Annotated in this window: 22 protein-coding genes and 1 tRNA gene; 7 read left to right on the top strand and 16 right to left on the bottom strand. The window is 71.9% G+C overall.

Going from position 1 to position 20,036, the window contains the following annotated elements; translation table 11 throughout:
• Positions 1-7: 7 nt before the first annotated feature.
• Together FS793_RS02650 and FS793_RS02655 are read right to left on the bottom strand one after the other, a co-directional pair.
• Positions 8-595: a hypothetical protein gene (locus FS793_RS02650; RefSeq protein ID WP_144718241.1), complete on the bottom strand. Its 588-nt coding sequence runs from the start codon at positions 593-595 to the stop codon at positions 8-10.
• Positions 596-632: 37 nt separating this feature from the next.
• On the bottom strand, positions 633-1,103 hold the full coding sequence (locus tag FS793_RS02655) for a MarR family winged helix-turn-helix transcriptional regulator (RefSeq protein WP_144718243.1): 471 nt from the start codon (positions 1,101-1,103) through the stop codon (positions 633-635).
• A 40-nt stretch (positions 1,104-1,143) separates the two neighbouring features.
• On the opposite strand from FS793_RS02655, the gene FS793_RS02660 reads away from it, so the two are divergent.
• Together FS793_RS02660 and FS793_RS02665 are read left to right on the top strand one after the other, a co-directional pair.
• The gene (locus tag FS793_RS02660; RefSeq protein WP_186329291.1) at positions 1,144-1,389 is read left to right on the top strand and encodes a hypothetical protein; all 246 of its coding nucleotides are present in this window, start codon (positions 1,144-1,146) and stop codon (positions 1,387-1,389) included.
• 30 nt (positions 1,390-1,419) lie between these two features.
• Positions 1,420-1,983: an AAA family ATPase gene (locus tag FS793_RS02665; protein WP_144718246.1), complete on the top strand. Its 564-nt coding sequence runs from the start codon at positions 1,420-1,422 to the stop codon at positions 1,981-1,983.
• A gap of 60 nt (positions 1,984-2,043) precedes the next feature.
• On the opposite strand, the gene ctaF is transcribed toward FS793_RS02665, so the two are convergent.
• The 5 genes from ctaF to FS793_RS02690 all read right to left on the bottom strand — a co-directional run bounded on the left by ctaF (position 2,044) and on the right by FS793_RS02690 (position 7,131).
• Positions 2,044-2,463, bottom strand: coding sequence for an aa3-type cytochrome oxidase subunit IV (gene ctaF / locus FS793_RS02670; protein WP_144718248.1), 420 nt, complete (start codon positions 2,461-2,463; stop codon positions 2,044-2,046).
• Positions 2,464-2,467: 4 nt separating this feature from the next.
• A complete protein-coding gene (ctaD, locus tag FS793_RS02675; RefSeq protein ID WP_144718250.1) occupies positions 2,468-4,186 on the bottom strand; it encodes an aa3-type cytochrome oxidase subunit I in 1,719 nt (572 codons plus the stop codon).
• The gene (gene ctaC / locus FS793_RS02680; protein WP_260979986.1) at positions 4,186-5,136 is read right to left on the bottom strand and encodes an aa3-type cytochrome oxidase subunit II; all 951 of its coding nucleotides are present in this window, start codon (positions 5,134-5,136) and stop codon (positions 4,186-4,188) included. The genes ctaD and ctaC overlap by 1 nt, the downstream gene beginning before the upstream one ends.
• A 183-nt stretch (positions 5,137-5,319) precedes the next feature.
• Positions 5,320-5,688, bottom strand: a complete 369-nt coding sequence (locus tag FS793_RS02685; RefSeq protein ID WP_144718252.1) for a HesB/IscA family protein — start codon at positions 5,686-5,688, stop codon at positions 5,320-5,322.
• Between the two features lie 57 nt (positions 5,689-5,745).
• Positions 5,746-7,131 carry a dipeptidase gene (locus tag FS793_RS02690; protein WP_144718254.1) on the bottom strand — a complete coding sequence of 462 codons (1,386 nt, stop codon included), beginning with the start codon at positions 7,129-7,131 and terminating at the stop codon, positions 5,746-5,748.
• 65 nt (positions 7,132-7,196) lie between these two features.
• Here FS793_RS02690 and FS793_RS02695 point away from each other — a divergent pair, with 65 nt between their 5' ends.
• The gene (locus FS793_RS02695) at positions 7,197-7,766 is read left to right on the top strand and encodes a DUF3043 domain-containing protein (RefSeq protein ID WP_144718256.1); all 570 of its coding nucleotides are present in this window, start codon (positions 7,197-7,199) and stop codon (positions 7,764-7,766) included.
• A 65-nt stretch (positions 7,767-7,831) separates the two neighbouring features.
• On the opposite strand, the gene FS793_RS02700 is transcribed toward FS793_RS02695, so the two are convergent.
• The gene (locus FS793_RS02700) at positions 7,832-9,025 is read right to left on the bottom strand and encodes an amidohydrolase family protein (protein ID WP_144718258.1); all 1,194 of its coding nucleotides are present in this window, start codon (positions 9,023-9,025) and stop codon (positions 7,832-7,834) included.
• 155 nt (positions 9,026-9,180) lie between these two features.
• Between FS793_RS02700 and FS793_RS02705 the strand changes: the two genes are divergently transcribed.
• Complete coding sequence (locus tag FS793_RS02705) at positions 9,181-10,146, top strand: SDR family NAD(P)-dependent oxidoreductase (RefSeq protein ID WP_144718261.1); 966 nt, start codon at positions 9,181-9,183, stop codon at positions 10,144-10,146.
• A 6-nt stretch (positions 10,147-10,152) separates the two neighbouring features.
• Here FS793_RS02705 and FS793_RS02710 read toward each other — a convergent pair whose 3' ends face one another.
• From FS793_RS02710 to FS793_RS02725, 4 genes are all read right to left on the bottom strand, one after another.
• Complete coding sequence (locus tag FS793_RS02710) at positions 10,153-11,340, bottom strand: alcohol dehydrogenase catalytic domain-containing protein (protein ID WP_144718263.1); 1,188 nt, start codon at positions 11,338-11,340, stop codon at positions 10,153-10,155.
• A gap of 76 nt (positions 11,341-11,416) precedes the next feature.
• Positions 11,417-13,108, bottom strand: a complete 1,692-nt coding sequence (locus FS793_RS02715; protein ID WP_144718264.1) for an ABC1 kinase family protein — start codon at positions 13,106-13,108, stop codon at positions 11,417-11,419.
• Between the two features lie 50 nt (positions 13,109-13,158).
• A complete protein-coding gene (locus FS793_RS02720) occupies positions 13,159-13,773 on the bottom strand; it encodes a PadR family transcriptional regulator (RefSeq protein ID WP_440130439.1) in 615 nt (204 codons plus the stop codon).
• 111 nt (positions 13,774-13,884) lie between these two features.
• The gene (locus FS793_RS02725; protein ID WP_144718266.1) at positions 13,885-14,340 is read right to left on the bottom strand and encodes a GNAT family N-acetyltransferase; all 456 of its coding nucleotides are present in this window, start codon (positions 14,338-14,340) and stop codon (positions 13,885-13,887) included.
• A 79-nt stretch (positions 14,341-14,419) separates the two neighbouring features.
• On the opposite strand from FS793_RS02725, the gene FS793_RS02730 reads away from it, so the two are divergent.
• Both FS793_RS02730 and FS793_RS02735 read left to right on the top strand, forming a co-directional pair.
• Positions 14,420-14,788 (top strand): DUF2200 domain-containing protein, encoded by a 369-nt coding sequence (locus FS793_RS02730; RefSeq protein WP_144718268.1) that lies wholly within the window; start codon positions 14,420-14,422, stop codon positions 14,786-14,788.
• 91 nt (positions 14,789-14,879) lie between these two features.
• Positions 14,880-16,319: an HNH endonuclease signature motif containing protein gene (locus FS793_RS02735; RefSeq protein ID WP_144718270.1), complete on the top strand. Its 1,440-nt coding sequence runs from the start codon at positions 14,880-14,882 to the stop codon at positions 16,317-16,319.
• A gap of 19 nt (positions 16,320-16,338) precedes the next feature.
• On the opposite strand, the gene FS793_RS02740 is transcribed toward FS793_RS02735, so the two are convergent.
• Entirely contained in the window at positions 16,339-16,680 is a 342-nt protein-coding gene (locus FS793_RS02740; RefSeq protein WP_144718272.1) for a transcription initiation protein, read from the bottom strand.
• A gap of 81 nt (positions 16,681-16,761) precedes the next feature.
• Between FS793_RS02740 and FS793_RS02745 the strand changes: the two genes are divergently transcribed.
• Positions 16,762-17,454, top strand: a complete 693-nt coding sequence (locus FS793_RS02745; protein ID WP_144718274.1) for a type 1 glutamine amidotransferase domain-containing protein — start codon at positions 16,762-16,764, stop codon at positions 17,452-17,454.
• A gap of 57 nt (positions 17,455-17,511) precedes the next feature.
• Here FS793_RS02745 and FS793_RS02750 read toward each other — a convergent pair.
• The 3 genes from FS793_RS02750 to FS793_RS02760 form a co-directional block, all read right to left on the bottom strand.
• Positions 17,512-17,587 (bottom strand) — tRNA-Ala (locus FS793_RS02750).
• 28 nt (positions 17,588-17,615) lie between these two features.
• Complete coding sequence (locus tag FS793_RS02755) at positions 17,616-18,488, bottom strand: ROK family protein (RefSeq protein WP_260979987.1); 873 nt, start codon at positions 18,486-18,488, stop codon at positions 17,616-17,618.
• An 85-nt stretch (positions 18,489-18,573) separates the two neighbouring features.
• The gene (locus tag FS793_RS02760; protein ID WP_260979988.1) at positions 18,574-20,007 is read right to left on the bottom strand and encodes a YibE/F family protein; all 1,434 of its coding nucleotides are present in this window, start codon (positions 20,005-20,007) and stop codon (positions 18,574-18,576) included.
• Between the last annotated feature and the right edge of the window lie 29 nt (positions 20,008-20,036).

The raw sequence follows: 20,036 nt of genomic DNA on the forward strand, positions 1-20,036 counted from the left end.
GGACCGGTCAGGCCGTCAGCGTCGCGCCGCAGTCGCGGCACGTGGCGCCGGCCGGCACCTCCATGAAGCAGCTCGTGCACGTCACGACGCGCATCGTGCCGTTGGCGGCGGCGCGCGGCGTGCGCGTGGCCCGCTCGCGCGGCGCCTTGCGCGTCGGAGCTGGCGGGCGCACCGAGCGGCGAGGGGTGAGCTGCGGCTGGCCACCGTCGTCGGGCAGCGTGGCGCCGAAGGCGCGGTAGCAGTCGAGGCGATCCTGCGCCGCCTGGCGCTCGCGCTCGTGCACGCCCTCGCCGGGCGCCGAGCCCGCGTGGTCGCCGACCGACAGGTCGGCGCGCACGCACAGCGAGGCGAGGCGCGGCTCGCCGCGCGTCTCGGCATCCGCTGCCACGCGCGCGAGCAGGCTGCCGACCCACTCGGGGGCCGGCTGCTTCGTCGTGATGCCGGTCGCGGACTGCACGCGGTGGCCGACCTCCTCCTCGGTCACCCACGCTCCGTAGACGCCGGCGGTCTCCACGAGCACGTCGCGTGCGGCCGGCGTCCACTGCCGGAGCGCATCGGACTGCGAGACGTACTTGCCATTGGCGAGGTCGGGCATGCGGGGTGTCCTCCTAGGAAGTGGTCCATCTGCCAGGCTACGTCACTCCGGGCTCGCCGGTCGCCGCCCGCTCGCCGTCCCGGGTGCCGGAGAAGGGTCCCAGCGCGTCACGGAGGGCGACGAGCGCCTCCGCCGACATCCCCGTGGCCGCCATCACCTGCTCGGGCACGCGCAGCGCCTGCTCGCGCAGCGCTCGCCCCGCGTCGGTGAGCCCGATGTCGAGCACCCGCTCGTCGACGGTGCTGCGGATGCGCGTGGCGAGCCCCTGGGCCTCGAGCCTGCGCACGAGCGGCGACAGCGTCGCGGGCTCGAGCGCCACCGTCCCAGCGAGGTCACGGAGCGATCGCGGTGCACGCTCCCAGAGCGCGAGCATGACGAGGTACTGCGGATGCGTGAGCCCGAGGGGCTCGAGGATGGGCCGATAGATCGCGACGACGTTGCGCGCCGCCGTGACGATGGCGAAGCAGACCTGCTCGTCGAGCAGCAGGAGATCGTCGCGTCGCGTCATGCCCTCATCCTCGCATGCATTCGTGAGTACACTGATGATCATGGCACGAAGGGAATCGTTGGCGTCGCGCATCCGCGCCGCAGGAGGCTTCTACCGCTGGTGGAACGCCCGACTCGTGCGCCTCGCGGGACCGGCGCAGCTGGGCGCATGGGGCGAGGACCGCGAAGGTCGCGCGACGGCCCGCGGCTGCCCCGAGTGCGGCCAGGCATGGGACGGCCACGAGACGCTGCACGTGCTCGGACGCGCCAAGCTGGTCTGCCCGACGCCGCCGACCGCCTCCGACTAGCACCGGCACGCCGCTGGTAGCGTCCATCGGGTGCTCGGCCCACGCGATCCCCTGCCCCACCGCCCGACGCGCGTCCTCGTCGCCGGGCTGTCCGGTGCCGGCAAGACGACGCTCGCGCGTGCGCTGCAGGGCGTGCTCGGCATCCCGCACACCGAGATCGACAGCCTGCACCACGGGCCGGGCTGGCAGCCTCGACCGGCGTTCCTCGACGACGTCGACGCGCTCGTGGCCGGGGACGCCTGGATCTCGGAGTGGCAGTACGGCAGTGCCCGTGCACGCCTCGCCGCTCGCGCCGACACCCTCGTCTGGCTCGACCCTCCGCTGGCGGTCTCGATGGGCAGGCTGGTCCGCCGCACGCTCCGGCGCCGCATGCGCAGGGAGCGGCTCTGGCACGGCAACGTCGAGCCGCCGCTGCGCACGTTCCTCACGGACCCCGAGCACGTCGTGCGCTACGCGTGGGTGCATCGGAGGAAGTACCGCGATCGGCTCATCCCCGACGTCGCGGCAGCGCATCCCGAGCTCGTGATCGTGCACCTGCGATCGCAGGCCGACGTCGACCGATGGCTGGCTGGACTCCCCCGCCTCGACGACTGAGCGCGCCGCTCACGACGAACGCCCCGACCTCGCGGTCGGGGCGTTCGTGCAGGACTCGGGTCAGCGGCCGAAGTTGCCGCGGTAGAACTCGTAGACCCAGCCGACGAGCATGATGACCACGAGGGCGGCACCGATCGGCAGCAGGAAGACCGAGATCGCCAGGCCCATGAAGGTGAGCATGAGCGCACCCGCGAGGGCGATGGGCCACCACGACCACGGCGCGAAGTGGCCGAGCTCGGGGTCGCCGTCGTCGATGAGGGCCGTCTGGTCGTCCTCGGGCAGCACGCCGCCCGAGGTGCGGTGCACGATGCCCATGTAGGCGGCGATGAACGCGGCCAGGATGGCGCACAGGCCCATGCCCATCGTGCCCACCCACTCGACCTCGCCCGCGTAGGCGAGCATGTGCCAGATCGTGTAGCCGGCTGCGCAGAGCAGGAAGAAGACCGAGAGCGTCCAGAGGATCGCGATGTTGGCGCGCATCGGCTTACTTCACCTTGCCTTCGGAGATGTCGAGCACGGGCGACTCGGGGGCATCCTTGAACGGACCCACGCCCACCTGCGGGCCCACCTCGGGGTGGTGCAGGTCGAACGCCGGCGACTCGCTGCGGATGCGCGGGATCGACGTGAAGTTGTGGCGGGGCGGCGGGCAGCTCGTGGCCCACTCGAGCGAGCGGCCGGAGCCCCACGGGTCGTCGACCGTGACCTTCTCGCCGTGGCGAGCGGTGATGTAGACGTTCCAGAGGAACGGCACCATCGAGAACGCGAGGATGAACGCGCCCACGGTCGAGACCTGGTTCATCCAGGTGAAGCCGTCCTCCGGCAGGTAGCTGTAGTAGCGACGCGGCATGCCGATGACGCCCAGCCAGTGCTGGATGAGGAAGGTCATGTGGAACCCGATGAAGAGGAACCAGAAGTGCACGTGACCGAGGCGGTCGTTGAGCATCTTGCCGGTCCACTTCGGCCACCAGAAGTAGAAGCCTGCGAACATCGCGAACACGACCGTGCCGAAGACGACGTAGTGGAAGTGCGCGACGACGAAGTAGCCGTCGGAGAGGTGGAAGTCGAGCGGCGGCGAGGCGAGGATGACGCCCGTGAGGCCACCGAAGACGAACGTCACGAGGAAGCCGATCGACCACACCATGGGCGAGTCCCAGGTGATGGAGCCGCGCCACATCGTGCCGATCCAGTTGAAGATCTTCACGCCGGTCGGCACCGCGATGAGCATCGTCATGAGCGCGAACCATGGCAGCAGCACGGATCCCGTGACGTACATGTGGTGCGCCCACACCGCCACCGAGAGGGCCGCGATCGCGATCGTCGCGTAGACGAGGGTCTTGTAGCCGAAGATGGGCTTGCGCGAGAACACCGGCAGGATCTCGGAGATGATGCCGAAGAACGGCAGCGCGATGATGTACACCTCTGGGTGCCCGAAGAACCAGAACAGGTGCTGCCACAGCAGCACGCCGCCGTTGGCCGCGTCGTAGATGTGCGCGCCGAAGAGGCGGTCGGCGGCCATGCCGAACATCGCGGCCGCGAGCACGGGGAACGCGATGATCACGAGGATCGACGTGATGAGGATGTTCCACGTGAAGATCGGCATGCGGAACATCGTCATGCCGGGCGCGCGCATCGTCATGATCGTCGTGATGAAGTTCACGCCACCGAGGATCGTGCCGAAGCCCGACAACGCGAGGCCGAGGAACCAGAGGTTCGCTCCCGCCCCTGGCGAGAACGTCTCGTCGCTCAGCGGCGCGTACGCGGTCCAGCCGAACGACGCGGCGCCCTGCGGCGTGAGGAAGCCGGCGACGGCCATGAGCGAGCCGAACGAGTACAGCCAGTAGGCGAACGCGTTGAGACGCGGGAAGGCGACGTCGGGCGAGCCGATCTGGATCGGCATGAGCACGTTGGCGAAGCCCGCGAAGAGCGGCGTCGCGAACATGAGCAGCATGATCGTGCCGTGCATCGTGAAGAGCTGGTTGTACTGCTCCTTCGTGGGCACGATCTCGAGACCGGGCTCGAAGAGCTGCGCACGGATGATGAGCGCCATGACGCCGGCGATCGCGAAGTAGATGAACGACGTGATCAGGTACATGTACCCGATGGTCTTGGCGTCGGTGGAGGTGATCCACTTGACCAGCACGTTGCCCTTGCGCTCGAAGCCCGTGGAGCCCATGCGCTCCTCCTGGACGGTTGCGGTGGCCATCACTCGCCTTCCTGGTCAGCGGGGGCCTCGGGCGTCGAGTCCTCGGACTCGGAGCCGCCCACGGGGCTCGACGGGTTCACGACGGGGTTGAGGCCCTCGCCGAACTGCTCGATCTCGTCGGAGCCGGAGAGCACGTTGCCCTCGGCGTCGAGGCTCTCGAGGTAGGCGTCGTACTCGGCCTGCGACACGACCTCGACCTGGAACAGCATGAGCGAGTGGTACTCGCCGCAGAGCTCGGCGCACTTGCCCGTGAAGACGCCCTCGACGTCGCCGGTCTCGAAGAAGAACTGGTTCGTGACGCCGGGCAGCGTGTCCTTCTTGTACAGGAAGTCCACGATCCAGAACGAGTGCGCGACGTCGCGCGACTCGAGCGTGATCTCGATCGACGAGTTCACGGGCAGGTAGAGCGTCGGCAGCTCCTCGGTGGAGACGCCACCGCCCTCGATCTCCTGGCCCTGGATGCCCTGGAAGTACACCGCGTCGGAGGCCTCGCCGTTCGAGCCCTGCTGCGTCTCGTACATGAAGTCCCACGCCCAGCGCTTGGCGAAGACGGTGACCGACACGTCGGGGTCGTCGATCGGCTCCTCGATCGCCGCCTGGTCGCGCGCGGTGAAGGCGAAGAAGCCGACGACGAGGATCACGGGCACGACCGTGAAGAAGACCTCGATCGGCATGTTGTACCGCAGCTGCACCGGGAAGCCCGTCTGGCCCTTGCGGCGACGGTAGGCGATGCCGGCCCAGAGCATGAGGCCCCAGGTGATGACACCGACCGCGAGCAGGACGATCCACGACGTGACCCACAGGCCCACGATGCGGTCGACGTGGTTCGTGACGCCGGGCGTGGACGGGAGCCACCCCTGCATCTGCTCCTGCGTGCAGCCCGCGAGCGCGAGCGTGATCACGCCGACCACGGGGATCGCGAGCCAACGAGAGGGTCGACGAGTGCGCAAGACTGCTTCCTTACGTATGCGTGCTGTGCGGGTCAATCCTAGTACGCGCCCAGGAAGCGCTGAGGACCGGCCGATGGGTGTCGCGCGGTCCCCTGGGGCAGGTTCGTCTCATGGCCGGGCGTGTCGCACCGCATCGGGCACGACGAAGGCCCCGGCGCGGACGCCGGGGCCTTCGTGCATGGCTCAGTGGAAGCTGTCGCCGCAGGCGCAGCTGCCCTGGGCGTTGGGGTTGTCGAGCGTGAACCCCTGCTTCTGGATCGAGTCCTCGAAGTCGATGGTCGCGCCATCGAGGTACGGCACGCTCATGCGGTCGACGATGACCTCGACGCCACCGTCGAAGTCGCGCACGGCGTCGCCGTCGAGGTACCGCTCGTCGAAGTACAGCTGGTAGATGAGGCCCGAGCAGCCGCCCGGCTGCACGGCCACGCGCAGGCGCAGGTCGTCGCGACCCTCCTGCTCGAGGAGACGGCGCACCTTGTCGGCTGCGGCGTCGGTGAGCGCGACGCCGTGCTCGTGCTCGACGGCCTCCGGAGTCGTGGTGGTGTCGGTCATGGTGCCCCCTTCGTGAGATCCAACGCGCGATGCGCGCCGGTCATTCCACTGCCTCGATCATCGCACCGGCCGCGCGTTCGCGCGAGCGAGCAGCGCCGCCTCGGCGAGGATCGCCTTGCGCAGCACGCCGAGGTGCTGCGACTCGTTGGGGCTGTGCGCCATGGTCTCGGGGTCCTCGACGCCCGTCACGAGGATCTGCGCCTCGGGGAACTGGGCCACGAGCTGCGCGATGAAGGGGATCGATCCGCCGATGCCCTGCAGCACCGGCTCGGCGCCCCACGCCTCCGCCATGGCGCCCTGCGCCTCGCCCGCGGCCCAGCCGTCGACGTCGACGAGCACGGGCTCGCCGAGGTCGACGTCGGAGATCTCCACGTGCGCGCCGAAGGGAGCGTTCGCCTCGAGGTGCGTGCGCAGCGCGTCGAACGCCGACTGCGCGCTCTGCCCGGGCGCGATGCGTGCCGAGACGCGCACGGCCACCTCGGGCAGCAGCGTGTTCGACGCGTCGGCGACGCTCGGCGCATCCATGCCCGTGATCGTGATCGACGGCTGGAACCACATGCGCGAGAGCACGCTGCCCGAGCCGATGGGCTGCACGCCCTCGAGCAGCGCGGCCTCCTCGCGCAGCTGCTCCTCGCTGCGCTCGGGGGTCGGGGCGTCGTGGCTCGTGAGACCCGCGACGGCGACCGAGCCGTCGGCGGCCCACAGGGTGTCGAGCAGGCGGATGGCCGCGAGCATCGCGTCGGGCACGGCACCGCCGTACATGCCCGAGTGGCTCGCGTGGTCGAGCGTGCGCACGGCGAGGCGGAACGTGACGTTGCCGCGCAGCGCCACCGTGAGCGAGGGCACCTCGGTCGACCAGTTGTCGGAGTCGGCGACGACGATGACGTCGGCTGCGAGCGTCTCGGCGTGCGTCTGCAGGAAGCGCCCGAACGAGCGCGATCCGAACTCCTCCTCGCCCTCGATGAACACGACGACGCCGAGATCGGGGTCGGGATGCGTCTCGGCCAGCGCGCGCAGCGCGGCGACGTGCGTCATGACGCCCGCCTTGTCGTCGGAGGCGCCGCGCCCGTAGAGGCGCTCCCCCACCTCGGTCGGCTCGAACGGCGGCGTGCGCCACAGGGCCTCGTCGCCCCAGGGCTGCACGTCGTGGTGCGCGTACAGCAGCACCGTCGGCGCCCCGTTCCGTGCGGGACGTCGCGCGAGCACGGCGGGCTGGCCCTCGCGGCCCTGCTCGTCGTTGACCTGCTCGATGCGCACCTCGTCGAAGAGACCCGTGCCGGCCACGAGCTCGCGCACGGCCTCGGCGCTGGCCGCGACGTGCGCGCGGTCGTACGCCGACCACGAGACGCTCGGGATGCGCACGAGGTCCTTGAGGTCGCCGACGGCGCGGTCGAAGCCGCCGTCGACGGCGGAGCGGAGCTGGTCGAGGTCTGCGGATGCCATGCATCCGATCCTAGGAGCGGCCCGCGGCGGTACGATGGGGGTTCCGAATCGACGTCAGGAACGCAGTGCCTCTCTTCTCGAAGCCCAAGGACGTCGTCGTGCAGCCGGAGCCGACGAAGGCGAACGGCAAGGGCGCGGCGACCCCCAAGCGCAGCCAGCAGGTCGCGCGCAACCAGCGCCCCCTCGTGCCGACGGATCGCAAGGAGGCGAAGAAGGAGTCGCGCGAGCAGATGGCCAAGGTGCGCGAGGAGCAGCGCCTCGGCTTCGAGCGCGGCGACGAGCGCTACCTCCCCGCGCGCGACAAGGGCCCCGTGAAGCGCTACGTGCGCGACTACGTCGACGCCCGCCTGTCGGTCGCGATGCTCATGATCCCCGCGATGATCGTCGTCATCATCCTCACGTTCTTCGAGTCGATGGACGTGCGCCTCATCGCCAACGTCGTGCTGTGGGCGTTCATCGCCGTCGCGATCCTCGACTGCCTGCTGCTGTCGTTCCTCGTGAAGCGCCGCATCACCGCGAAGTTCGGCCCCGGCAACACGAAGGGCGTCGCCTGGTACGCGTCGATGCGCGCCGCGCAGCTGCCCTTCATGCGCATGCCGAAGCCGCAGACGAAGCTCTTCCAGTTCCCCGAGTGACGCTCGGTCGCTGACGACGCAGGGGCGCCCGCCGTGACGGTGGGCGCCCCTGCGTCGTCCGCGGCTCAGGCCGCCGACACGACGCGACCGCCCGCGACGACCATGCAGCGCTCGGGCAGGCGCACGAGCGCGTCCATCGCGTGCTCGGCGTCGACGAGCACGACGTCGGCGCGGGCGCCCTGGACGAGGTCGTGCACGTCGCGACCCACGGCCCACGCGCCGTCGGTCGTCGCGAGGCGCACGGCCCCGAGCAGGTCCTCGTCGCGCACGAGGCTCGACGCGCGGGCGTACTGCCTGGCGATCGCGAGGGTGTCGCCGTCGCCGTAGGGGCTCCACAGGTCGCGGATGCCGTCGGTGCCGAGGCCGAGCCGCACGCCCGCATCCGCGAGCTCGTGCATGGGCAGCTGCGGCAGCCGCAGCGGCGCCACGGTCGTCATGGCGACGCCCTGCTCCCCCATCCGCCGCAGCAGCTCGGCGCGGCGCGGCGGAGGCAGCTGCGCGACCGCGAAGCCGTGCGCGATGACGACGCGGCCCTGGAGGCCGAGTCGCTCGACGCGCTCGAGCACGAGCTCGATCTGGAAGGCGCCGAGCTCGGCGGGGTCGTGCAGGTGGATGTCGACGCCGACGCCCGTGTCGGCCGCGAGGCCCAGGATGAGGTCGACCTGGCCGACGGGATCGCGATCGATCGACGCGGGGTCGAGGCCGCCGACGTGCACGGCGCCGGCCTCGACGGCGTCACGGAGCAGCCGATCGACGCCCGGTCGGCGCAGCACGCCGTCCTGCGGGAACGCGACGATCTGCACGTCGAGCGCGCCGTCGTACGCCGCCGCGGCCTCCTGCACCGCCTCGATGCCCGCGAGCCCGATGCCGAGGTCGACGTCGACGTGCGTGCGGATGGCCGTCGTGCCATGCCGCACCATCTCGTGCAGCACCGCGCCCGTGATGCTCGTCGACGGGATGCCCAGCTCGCCGCGGCGGGCGCGCTCGTGCTGGATGCGCCCGTCGGTGCCGCCCTCGCCGCCGTACGACTGCCACGGCAGGCCCCACCACGACTTGTCGACGTGCGCGTGCGCATTGACGATGCCGGGCAGCGCGCAGAGCCCCTGGCCGTCGACCACGACGCCTTCGTGCCGCGGCGCATGCCCGTGGGGATGGATCGCCCCGATGACGGTGCCGTCCACGTCGATGTCGACGGCGTCCTCGCCCCAGGGTCGGACGTTCGCGAGCCTCGTGATGGGCGTCGTCTCGTGGCCGGTCATGCGCGCTCCTCCTGCGGGTCCTGCGTCACCCGCGGCGTCGCGGGCGACCGTGCCAGCCTAGGAGCGCTCGGTACGCGGCGCTCGATGGCTGCCGCTGCGAGTCGGGCGCGTCAAGGGCCTGCACCGAGCACCGCTGCGCCGCGTACGGTCGCCCGATGCGACCCCTGCGATCCTCCGCCCGCTCCCCACGCGTCGCCGTCGTCGCCGGCGGGTCGCGAGGACTCGGGCTGCTCGTCGCCCTCGACCTCGCACGGCGAGGGTGGAGCGTGGCCGTGTCGGCGCGCGGCGAGGAGGGCGTCGAGCACGCCCTGCGCAGGCTCGAGCGCGCCGCGCGGGGCTCGGCCCGCATGCACGGCGGCGTGTGCGACGTCGGCGACGCCGCGTCCGTCGCGCAGTGGATCGCCGCCGTCGAGCGGGACCTCGGTCCCGTCGACGCCGCCTTCGCCGTCGCCGGCGTCATCGACGTCGGCCCGGCGGAGACGATGCGCGTCGAGGACTTCGACCTCGCGATCGACGTCATGCTGCGCGGCCCCATCCACCTCGCCTGGGCGGTGCTGCCGGCGATGCGTCGCCGTCGTCGCGGCCGCATCGGCATCGTGACGAGCATCGGTGGATCCGTCGCGGTGCCGCATCTGCTGCCGTACACGGCGGCGAAGGCGGGCGCGATCGGGTTCACGGAGGGCCTGTCGGCCGAGCTCGCGGGCACGGGCGTGACGGCGACGACCATCGTGCCCGGCCTCATGCGCACCGGCTCGCACGAGGTCGCGCGCTACCGCGGCCGTCCGAGCCGCGAGGCGGCGTGGTTCGGCGCAGGCGCGTCGCTGCCGATCGTGTCGACGTCGGCGGAGCGCGCGGCACGCACGATGGTCGACGGCGTGCTGGCCGGCCGCACCCACGTGCGCCTGCCGTGGTGGACGCACGTCGCCATGCGCGTCCACGGCATCGCTCCCACGACCACCGTGCGCGTCGCCGGCATCGTGGGCCGCCTGCTGCCCTCGGCGGGCGCGCAGCCTGCGGAGCCCACCGAGGGGCGCCTGGTGCGCCGCTCCCCCGTCACGCGCGCCGTGACCGCGCTCGGCACGGCCGCCGCGCGGCGCCTCGGCACGCGCGTCGGCCGCTGAGCCGGATCAGGCCGGGCGCAGCTCCGGCTTCAGCACGACCTTGATGCAGCCGTCCTCCTTGCGCTGGAACGTGCGGTATGCCCCCGGCGCGTCGTCGAGCGGCAGGCGATGCGTCGCGAGCGACTCGAGCCCGAGCACGTCGCCCTCCTCCTCGACGATCGGCAGCAGGTCGTCGATCCAACGACGCACGTCGCACTGGCCCATGCGCACCTGCAGGCCCTTGTCGAACATGATGCGCAGCGGCATGGGATCCGCGACGCCGCCGTAGACGCCGGAGATCGACACCGTGCCGCCGCGCCGCACGACGTCGATGGCGGTCATGAGCGCCGAGAGTCGGTCGATGCCGCCGTGCTCGATCGCCTGCTGCGCCAGCCCCTTCGGCAGTCGGCTCGCGAGGCTGATCGCGGCAGACGCGACGGGATTGCCGTGCGCCTCCATCCCCACCGCCTCGACGACGGCATCCGGACCGCGCCCGCCGGTCGCGTCGCGCATCCCGTCGACGGCGTCGTCGACGTCGAAGGCCGTCGCGCCCCACTCCTCGGCGAGCGCTCGGCGCTCGGGCTGCGGATCGGTGCCGAGGACGCGGATGCCGCGACGCATCGCGAGACGCACGACGAGCTGGCCGACGGGTCCGAGGCCGATGACCCCGAGCGTCTCGCCGGCGGCGAGGTCGGCGTACTCGAGCGCCTGGTGGGCTGTCGGCAGGATGTCCGAGAGGTACAGGTAGCGCTCGTCGGGGTGCTCGGCGCCGACGACGATCGGTCCGACGTCGGCGAACGGCACGCGCAGCCGCTCCGCCTGCCCGCCGGGCACGGCGCCGTACATCGAGGTGTATCCGAAGAGCGACGCGCCCGTGCCCTGGTCGCGGTTCTGCGTCGTCTCGCACTGCGAGAAGCGCTGCCGGTCGCACATGAAGCACGCGCCGCAGGCGATGACGAATGGGATGACGACGCGGTCGCCGACCTGCAGGCGCGTGACCTCGGCGCCGACCTCCTCGACGACGCCCATCGTCTCGTGCCCGAGCACGTCGCCCTGGGTCAGGTAGGGAGCCAGCACGCGATACAGGTGCAGGTCGGAGCCGCAGATCGCGGCGGAGGTGACGCGGATGATCGCGTCGGTCGGCAGCTGGATGACGGGGTCGGGCACCTCGGCGACTCGGACGTCCTCGATGCCGTGCCAGGTGAGTGCTCTCATGCTCGGACGCTAGGCGCGCGCCGGTCCTCGCGGCGAGCCCGTGGACATGCCCGCTCGCATGTGCCACGCGGGCGCGTCAGCGCCGACGCGAGAGCAGCCCGCCGAGCACGGCGTGCGCGAGCGGCGCGATCGCGACGACCATGAGCGCGGTGCCGAGCCCGATGCCATCGCCTTGCAGCACCGCGCCGCCCACGAGCAGGCCGGCGAAGAGCACGGCGGACACGACGCGCCCCTGGGCGCGCTCGAGTCGCTCGAGCCGCCGCTCGACGCGCGGCACCGCGACCTGCAGCCGCCCGTCCTCGATGCGCGCGATGGCGCCGTCGATGCGCTGGGGCAGCGTCGCCGCCACGCGGGCCGTCTCGAGCGCCTGCCTCGCGACGTCCTGCACGACGTTGCCGCGCTCCTCCTGCAGCAGCCTCGACGCGTACGGCTCGACGGCGTCCCAGATGTTGAACGCGGGATCGAGCGACGAGCACACGCCCGACGTGAGCGACATCGCGCGGATGACGAGCAGCATGTCCTCGGGCAGCTGGAACGGCAGCGTGCGCAGCAGCTCCTGGAACTCGAGCGCGAACGCGCGGAACTCCCGCGGGTCGACGTCGCGCAGCTCGGCGAAGCCCATGCCGCCGAAGCGTGCGAACGCCTGCGTCATCGCCCGCTCGAGCTCGGCGGTGTCGGCGGAGGGCAGCAGCACCCCGACGTCGCGGATGCCGTCGACGAGCCCCTTGCCGTCACGGGAGGCGGCGGCGATGAGCATGCGCCGCAGGCCGCGCCGCGTCGTCGGCGGCACGGCGCCCATCATGCCGAAGTCGATGAACGTGAGCCGCCAGCGCGGGCGGCCCTCGGCATCCGTGCCCTCGAGCGGCGTCACGAACACGTTGCCGGGGTGCGGATCGGCGTGGAACCAGCCGTGCGTGAACAGCTGCGTGAACATCGTCGTCGCGAAGCGGTGCGCGACGGCGCTCGGGTCGATCCCGGCGGCGTGCAGCGCGTCGTGGTCGGTGATCTTGATGGCCGTGACGTCCTGCAGCGTCAGCGCACGTCGCGTGGTGCGCTCCCACACGACCTCGGGGGCGCCGACGCCCTCGTCGTCGGCGAAGATCTCGGCGAAGCGCTCCGCCGACTGCGCCTCGTGCAGGTAGTCGATCTCCTCCTCGCTCGTGCGCGCGAACTCCTCGACGAGCGCGGGCATGTCGGCGCGGTCGGAGACGAGGCGGAAGCGGCTGAGCCAGCCACCGACGCGGCGCAGCGCCGCGAGGTCGGTCGCGACGATCGCGGCGATGCCGGGACGCTGCACCTTGAGCACGGCGTCGCGGAATCCGCTGATCGCGGCGTCGGCGTCGGCGAGCGTCGCGCCGTGCGCCTGACCGAGGGATGCGGCGGCGATCGGACGGTCGGAGACGGCAGCGAAGGCGCGGTCGAGCGGCATGCCGAGCTCCTGCTCCGCCGCGGCGCGGATCGCGGGGCCGGGTACGGCCGGCACCTCGTCCTGCAGCCCCTCGAGCTCCTTCGTGATCTCGGGCGGCAGCACGTCGAGGCGCGACGACATGAACTGGCCGACCTTGATCATGAGCCCGCCGAGGTCGACGGCGAAGTCGTGGAAGCTGCGTGCGAACCGTGTCATGCGGCGCGAGCGGCTGCGGGCGGCGAGCCGTGCCAGGCCGATGCGCGGCATGGCTATCTCGAACCACCACGTCACGGCCAGGTGACGGGCGGCGAAGCGCAGGATGCGGCGATACCGGGCGCGGGAGGGCGTGGACTCGTCCATCGCACCTCCCCGCGTCCCGGGAGGCCGGGGCGTCGTGCTCAGGTCCGCGCTCAGTCGCGAGCGAGGATCGAGTAGAGCCTACGGCGGGCGTCGTCGAGGATGTCGACGGCCTCGCGCACCTGCTCGGGCGTGCCCGTGCGACCGACCTGCGCGGCGGCCTGCGCGAGCTCGAAGCCCGCCTTCGGCAGCGCCGAGAATCCGGGGCCCGCCTGCTCGTCGGTGGTCGCGAACGGCGTCGCCTGCTCGGCGGCGGCATCCGCCACCGTACGGCCCGCGTCCGTGAGGGCGTAGGTCTTGCGACCGCCGGCCTCCTCGGCGACGATCAGGCCCTCGTCCGCGAGCAGCTGGAGCGTCGGGTAGACGGAGCCGGGGCTCGGTCGCCATGCGCCGCCGGAGCGCTGCTCGATCTCGGTGATGAGCTGGTAGCCGTGCATCGGCTGCTCGCGCAGCAGCGCCAGCACCGCCTGGCGCACGTCGCCGCGGCCCATGCGCGCGCCGGGAGCCTTGCGCTCGAACTGGCTGCGCAGGTGCTCCATCGCCTCCCACATGCCGCCGCCGTGGCGACCGAAGCGTGCAGGCCCTCCGAAGCCGAACTGGCCCCCGCCGAACTGCCCTGCGCCGAACTGTCCCGAGCCGCTCTGGCTCGCGTCCTCGTAGCCGTGCATGATGCTCCCCTCCCACCGACGCTCGTCGCGGTGCGCGACTGTCGGCGATGTGTCGACGATATATCGGCAAGCCTCGCAACGATAGGGGGTTCGCGGTGGGCGATCGGCGCGTCAGAGCCGCTTCTCGAAGAAGACGCGGTCGAAGCCGCCGTCGGTCGCGCGATGCGTCTCGACGTAGCCGCGACGAGAGTAGTACGCGAGGTTCTCGGTCATGCGGGCGTTCGTGAACAGCCGCACGAGCGGGATGCCCGCGTCGATCGCGCGCTGCTCGGCGAGTGCGAGGAGGTGCGAGCCGAGGCCGTTCCCCTGCTCGCTCGGCGCCACGGCGACGTTCCCGACCGTCACGGCGTCGGCCTGCATGCGGATCGCGATCATGCCGACGAGCGCATCGCCACGCCACGCGAGCGTGACGTCGCCCAACGCGACGAGCGCTGCGGCATCGGCGCGCATCGGCCCGGGCTCCTTGCCCATCCGCTCGACGTAGTGGCCGTAGGCGGCCACCACGAGCGCGCGGATCGCCTCGGCATCGGCGGGTGCCGCGGGCACGATGCGGATGGCCTCGGTCATGGCTCGAGCGTGGCACTCGCACCAGGCGTCCGCGCGGTCCTCTCGAACCGGAGAGGTCGGCGTGCGTCAGGATGGGCGCATGGCCGAGCACCGGATCTTCGCGATGCCGTTCGCGAGCGTGTACCCGCACTACGTCACGAAGGTCGAGCGCAAGGGGCGCACGGTCGCCGAGCTGCATGAGGTCATCACGTGGCTCACGGGCTACGACGACGCCGGCATCGCCGCCGCGCTGGCCGACGAGCGCTCGTTCCGAGCGTTCTTCGGCTCGGCGCCCGCGATGCATCCCGCCGCCGCGTCCATCACCGGCGTGATCTGCGGCATCAGGGTCGAGGAGATCGAGGATCCGCTCATGCAGCAGATCCGCTGGATGGACAAGCTCGTCGACGAGCTCGCCAAGGGCAAGACCATGGCGAAGGTGCTGCGCTGGGAGGCGCCCGCGGCGTCCTGATCGCGGCGAGGATCGTCGTCCACAGGTGCCGGTCAACTCGAACATACGTTCGATTCGATGGTATCCTGGAGGTCGAACGAGGCGGTGACGGATGCGCGACGACGAGACGGTCGAGACGGCGGTGGTCGACGCGCTCGTGGCCGGTGCTACCTCTCCCGCATCGCTGCCGAGCGCCGAGCTGCTCGTCGCGTTCGACGAGCTCGCCGCACGCCGCCGGGCGATCGATGCGGTGCTCGTGCGGCTGGCCGGCGAGGTCGCTACGCGATCGGATGGCTTGGCGCCCGAGGACTCCCTCGCGCGCGCCGCCGGCCACCGGTCGGTGCGCGAGATGGTGCAGCACCGCGTGGGCGTGCGCTCGCGCGAGGCGTCGATCCTGTGCGCGGTCGCCGACGCGACACGGTCACGAGTCGGGCTCTCCGGCGCCGCGATCCCCGTGCCGCATCCCCACGTCGCGGCGGCGCTCGCCGCCGGTGCCATCGCGATCGCGCAGGCGCATGCGATCGTCGAGCCGCTCGCCGCGTCGGGCACCCGCATCGCACCCGACGACCTCGAGGTCGCCGAGCTCGACCTCGTCGCGCACGCGTGCGGCACCGATGCCGCCGACGACGGGGCTCCGATGGTGCCCGAGGACCTCGTCACCGTCGCGCGTCGATGGATCGCGCACCTCGACCCCGACGGCGAGGAGCCGCGCCACGACGACCAGCTCGCGCAGCGGTACCTGCGCACCAGCAGACGGCGCGACGGCATGCTCACGGGCGAGTTCCTGGCGACGCCCGAGCAGGGCGATGCGCTCGAGGCCATGCTCGACGCGATGGCGAAGCCGCGTCGCGTCGTGTTCGAGGATGCGTGCGGCGGCGACTCGGATCACGAGCAGGCAGAGTCGCCCGCCGACGAGCGCACGCTGCAGCAGCGCCGCATGGATGCGCTCGCCGACGTCGCCGCCCACTACGCCGCCACCGAGGCGCCGAGGATCTGCGACGAGGCGCCGACGCTCGTGATCACGGTCGCGGAGGACGCGCTGCACGGCCGTGCCGACCGGCTCGCCGACCTCGCGACGCTGCAGCGGTCGGGCCTCCCCGTGCCGGTGCACGTCGCCGCGCGCATCCTCTGCGACGGGTTCGTGCAGACGGTCGTGCAGCGCTCGGATGGCGAGCCGCTGCGGCTCGGCCGGCGGCGCCGCCTGTTCTCGATGTCGCAGCGGCGTGCGATCGTCGCGCGCGACCGGCACTGCCGCGCTCCGGGATGCACGGCGCCGCCCGCGTGGTGCGAGACGCATCACGTGGTGCGGTGGGCCGACGGCGGCCGTACCGACGTCGCCAACGGCATCCTGCTGTGCCGCTTCCATCACGCCGAGGTGCATCGCGGGGCGCTGACGGTGCTGCCGGCATCCGACGAGGGGGCGATCGACGCCGATGGACGCGCCGCGCTCCCCCGATCCCGCGAGCTCCGACGGCGGTGGCGCGTGACGAGCGCCTACCGCCGTCGGTCGCGGCTCCGGGCGTCGCCGCCGCGCGCACCGATGCGCACGTGACGTCGCGACGCGCGCGCTCCTACTGCTCCGGGTCGAACCAGAACTCGCGCAGCTCCTGACGGCATCGGCACGCCTTCGCGATCCTCGCCGCCCACTCCTCGGCAGCCGCGCGGTTGGGGAGGTTCAGCACGGTGTACCCGCCCTCGAGGTGCGCGGTCTGCGCGTACGTGCCCTCCTCGACCGTGCCGTCGGCGGCGACGCGCACGGGCGGCACGCTCTCGTTGATCCCGCCGCCGAACCTGTAGACGCCGGCATCCTTCGCGTCGCGGATCACCTGGTGCGAGTCGATGCTCGCCTGCTCGAGACCACCCTCGTCGAGCTGCATCTCCCCGCTGGGGAACGAGATCAGGTAGAAGGTCACGTCGGCTCCTTCCTCGACACGGACGGATCTGGTGCAGCACACGCTACGCCTGCGATCGGATCGGTGGGCATGATGGGTCCCATGGCGAAGCGCGTGCTCCATGTCGTCACCAACGTCGATCGGTACGGCGACTCCGACGAGCCCACGGGACTGTGGCTCTCGGAGCTCACGCACGCGTGGGACATCTTCGAGGCGGCCGGGTTCGAGCAGGTGCTCGTCTCCCCCACCGGCGGTGCCGTGCCGCTCGAGCCGCGCTCCTTGTCCTTCCCGAACCTCGACGCGACCGCGAAGGCGTGGCACGCCGATCCCGCGCGCATGGCCCTGCTGCAGCGCACCGCGATGCCGAGCCAGATCGATGCCGGCGACTTCGACGCCATCTTCTACACCGGCGGGCACGCCGTCATGTTCGACTTCCCCGAGGATGCGGGGCTGCAGCGTCTCGCGGCGAGCATCTGGGAGCACGGCGGCGTCGTGGCGTCGGTCTGCCACGGCTGCTCCGGCCTGCTCGACGTCACGCTGCCGGATGGCTCCCTCCTCGTCGAGGGTCGACGGCTCACGGGCTTCTCGTGGACCGAGGAGCGCCTCGCGAAGGTGACCGAGCTCGTGCCGTTCGACGTCGAGGCGGCGCTCAAGGCCCGCGGCGCCCGCTACGCGAAGGCCGTGCTGCCCCTCGTGCCCTACGTCGTGACCGACGGGCGCCTCGTGACCGGCCAGAACCCGGCGTCCGCGAAGGCGACGGCGAGGCGGGTCGTCGAGCTGCTGGCGCAGGCCTAGGCGCACTGGTACGACCGCGAACACGACGAAAGCCCCGCCGTCCGGCGGGGCTTTTCTTGGTGGATCTGGGGAGACTCGAACTCCCGACCCCCTGCATGCCATGCAGGTGCGCTACCAGCTGCGCCACAGACCCTCTTCGCTGCCGAAGCAACCCTGCAAGCCTACACCATCCGAGAGCCTCGTCCGAACCATGCCGCCCCCAGCAGGGGTGCCGTGTCGCCGAGCGCCGCACGCTCGAGGCGACCGCCCCAGCCGTCGAGTCCGGCGAGCACCGCCGGCTCCACGAGATCCCACGACCGCGACATCGAGCCGCCGATCACGAGCACCTCGGCGTCGAAGCGGTCGAGCCACGGGCGGATGACCTCGCCCACCGCAGCGAACCCCGCCGCGAGCACGGATGCCGCGGCCGACTCCCCCTCGCGGGCGGCGATGGCGAGCTCGTGCACGTCGCGCTCGACGCCCGTCGCAGCGAGCCCCGCTGCCATGAGCGCACGGCGCGAGACGACGTCCTCGATGGGCAGGCCGCGCAGCTCCTCGAAGTGGATCTCGCCATCGATCGGCACCGAGTCGCCCGACGACACGGGCGCGCCGTCGGCGACGAAGGCGCTGCCGAGCCCCGTGCCGAGCGTCAGCACGACCGCGCGCGACGATCCCTCGCCCGCGCCGGCGAACCATTCGCCGAGCCCGTACGCGTCCGCGTCGTTCACGAATCGCACGTCGGCGCCGAGCGCGTCGCGCAGCGCGGCGCCCACGTCGACGCCGTCGAGGCTGTCGAACTTGCCGACGTCGCGGAATCGACCGATGCCGGCGTCGTAGTCGAACGGCCCCGGCATCGCGACGACCCAGTCGCCGTCGACGTCGCCGAGCAGGCGCGCCGTCTCGATCCAGCCCGAGAGCAGCGCGTCCGCGGAGCCGTGCGCATCCGGATGCCCGCGATGCTCCGCGAGCACGCCGTGCGACGCGAGGTCGACCAGCGCAGCGGTGACGTGCGTGCCGCCGATCTCGAGCACCGGCACGACCTGCTGCTGCGTCACCGCGCGTCCCCATCTCCGTCGCACCCGCGGCGACCAGCCGTCACGATCGTAGACCGCGCGCACGCACCACTCGTGGGCGACGCGCTCAGCGCCGTCGACGCACCTCGTCCTCGGCGTCGGGGTCAGGGCGCTCGTCGTCGCGAAGCCCGCCGGACTCGACGCCGGCGAGCACGTCGACCACGGGGATCTCGCCCGACGCATCGGCGGCGGCCTCCTCCTCGACCTCCTCGAGCTCGTCGGGCGACGGCACGACGAGGGCGGCGATCGCGGTGGTGATCGGGATGGCGAGCACGAGGCCGATGGAGCCGACGAGCGTGCGCACGATCTCCTCCGCGACCTGGCCCGTCGTCCATCCGACGTTGCCCGGTGCGTTCGTGAGCACCATGATCATGAGCACCGGCAGCGCCGCGCCGACGTAGGCGAACGCGATCGTGTAGACGGTCGACGCGATGTGGTCGCGACCGATGCGCATCGCGCGGCCGAAGAGCTCGCGTCGCGACGCGAGCGGCGAGGCTGCGCGCAGCTCCCACACCGCCGACGCCTGCGTGATCGTGACGTCGTTGAGCACGCCCATGCCCGCGAGCACGAGGCCGCAGAGGAAGACCTGCTGCAGGTCGAGGTCGGCGCGGATGAGCAGCAGCCGCGCATCCTCGGTCGCCGTGCCGGTGATGCTCGTGCCCTGCGTCGCGAACCAGCCGATGGCCGCCGTGAACGCGAGGCCGATGAGCGTGCCCAGCAGCGCGGTGGATGTTCGCGCCGTGAACCCGTGCGCGACGTACAGCACGATGAACATCACGACGGCGCTCGTCACGAGCGCGACCGGCAATCCTGGTTGGCCGGTGAGCAGCGCTGGGAGCGTGAAGAGCAGGATCATCGCCCCGGCGCCGACGAGGCCGACGATGGCCGCGAGTCCGCGCCAGCGGGCGACGAACGCGACGACGAGGATGTAGAGCGCCGCGAGGATCCACAGCGGGATCTCCCGTGCGAAGTCGACGAAGACGTACGGGCTGCCGTAGATCTCGGCCTCGGGGATGTACAGCACGCGCAGCTGGTCGCCCGGGTGGATCGACTCGATGACCTCGGGCGGCACCGTGACCGTGATGGCCTCGCCGTCGAGCGTGGCATCGACGATCTGCGACGCCGGATCGGGCGTGCCCGTGGCCTCGACCTCCATGACCTCGGCGCCCGCGGCGGCGAACGGCAGCGACTCGGGCATCTCGTCGGCGTGCGGCCACAGGATGGCCATGCCGATGAGCGCGATGAGCAGCATCGGCCCCAGCAGCGCCGCGAGCACGAGCCGCGTGCGCGGCGTCGTCGGGGCGACGGGGCCGTGCGCGTGCCCGTGCGCGTGATCGTGCGGATGCGCGTCGCGCTCCTCGCGGCGCAGCAGCCGGTCGCGCAGTCGCTCGCGCCGGCGCACCTCCGCATCGAGCACGGGGTCGCTGTCGTGCACGTCCTCCTCGTCGTGTCGAGGTCCGTGCTGCAGCCCGCCGTGCCGTCCCATGCGCTCCTCGCTCATCCGCGGCGACGATACCGAAGCATCGCCGC

It is taken from the genome of Agrococcus jejuensis (assembly GCF_007679035.1).
Lineage (GTDB): Bacteria > Actinomycetota > Actinomycetes > Actinomycetales > Microbacteriaceae > Agrococcus > Agrococcus jejuensis_A.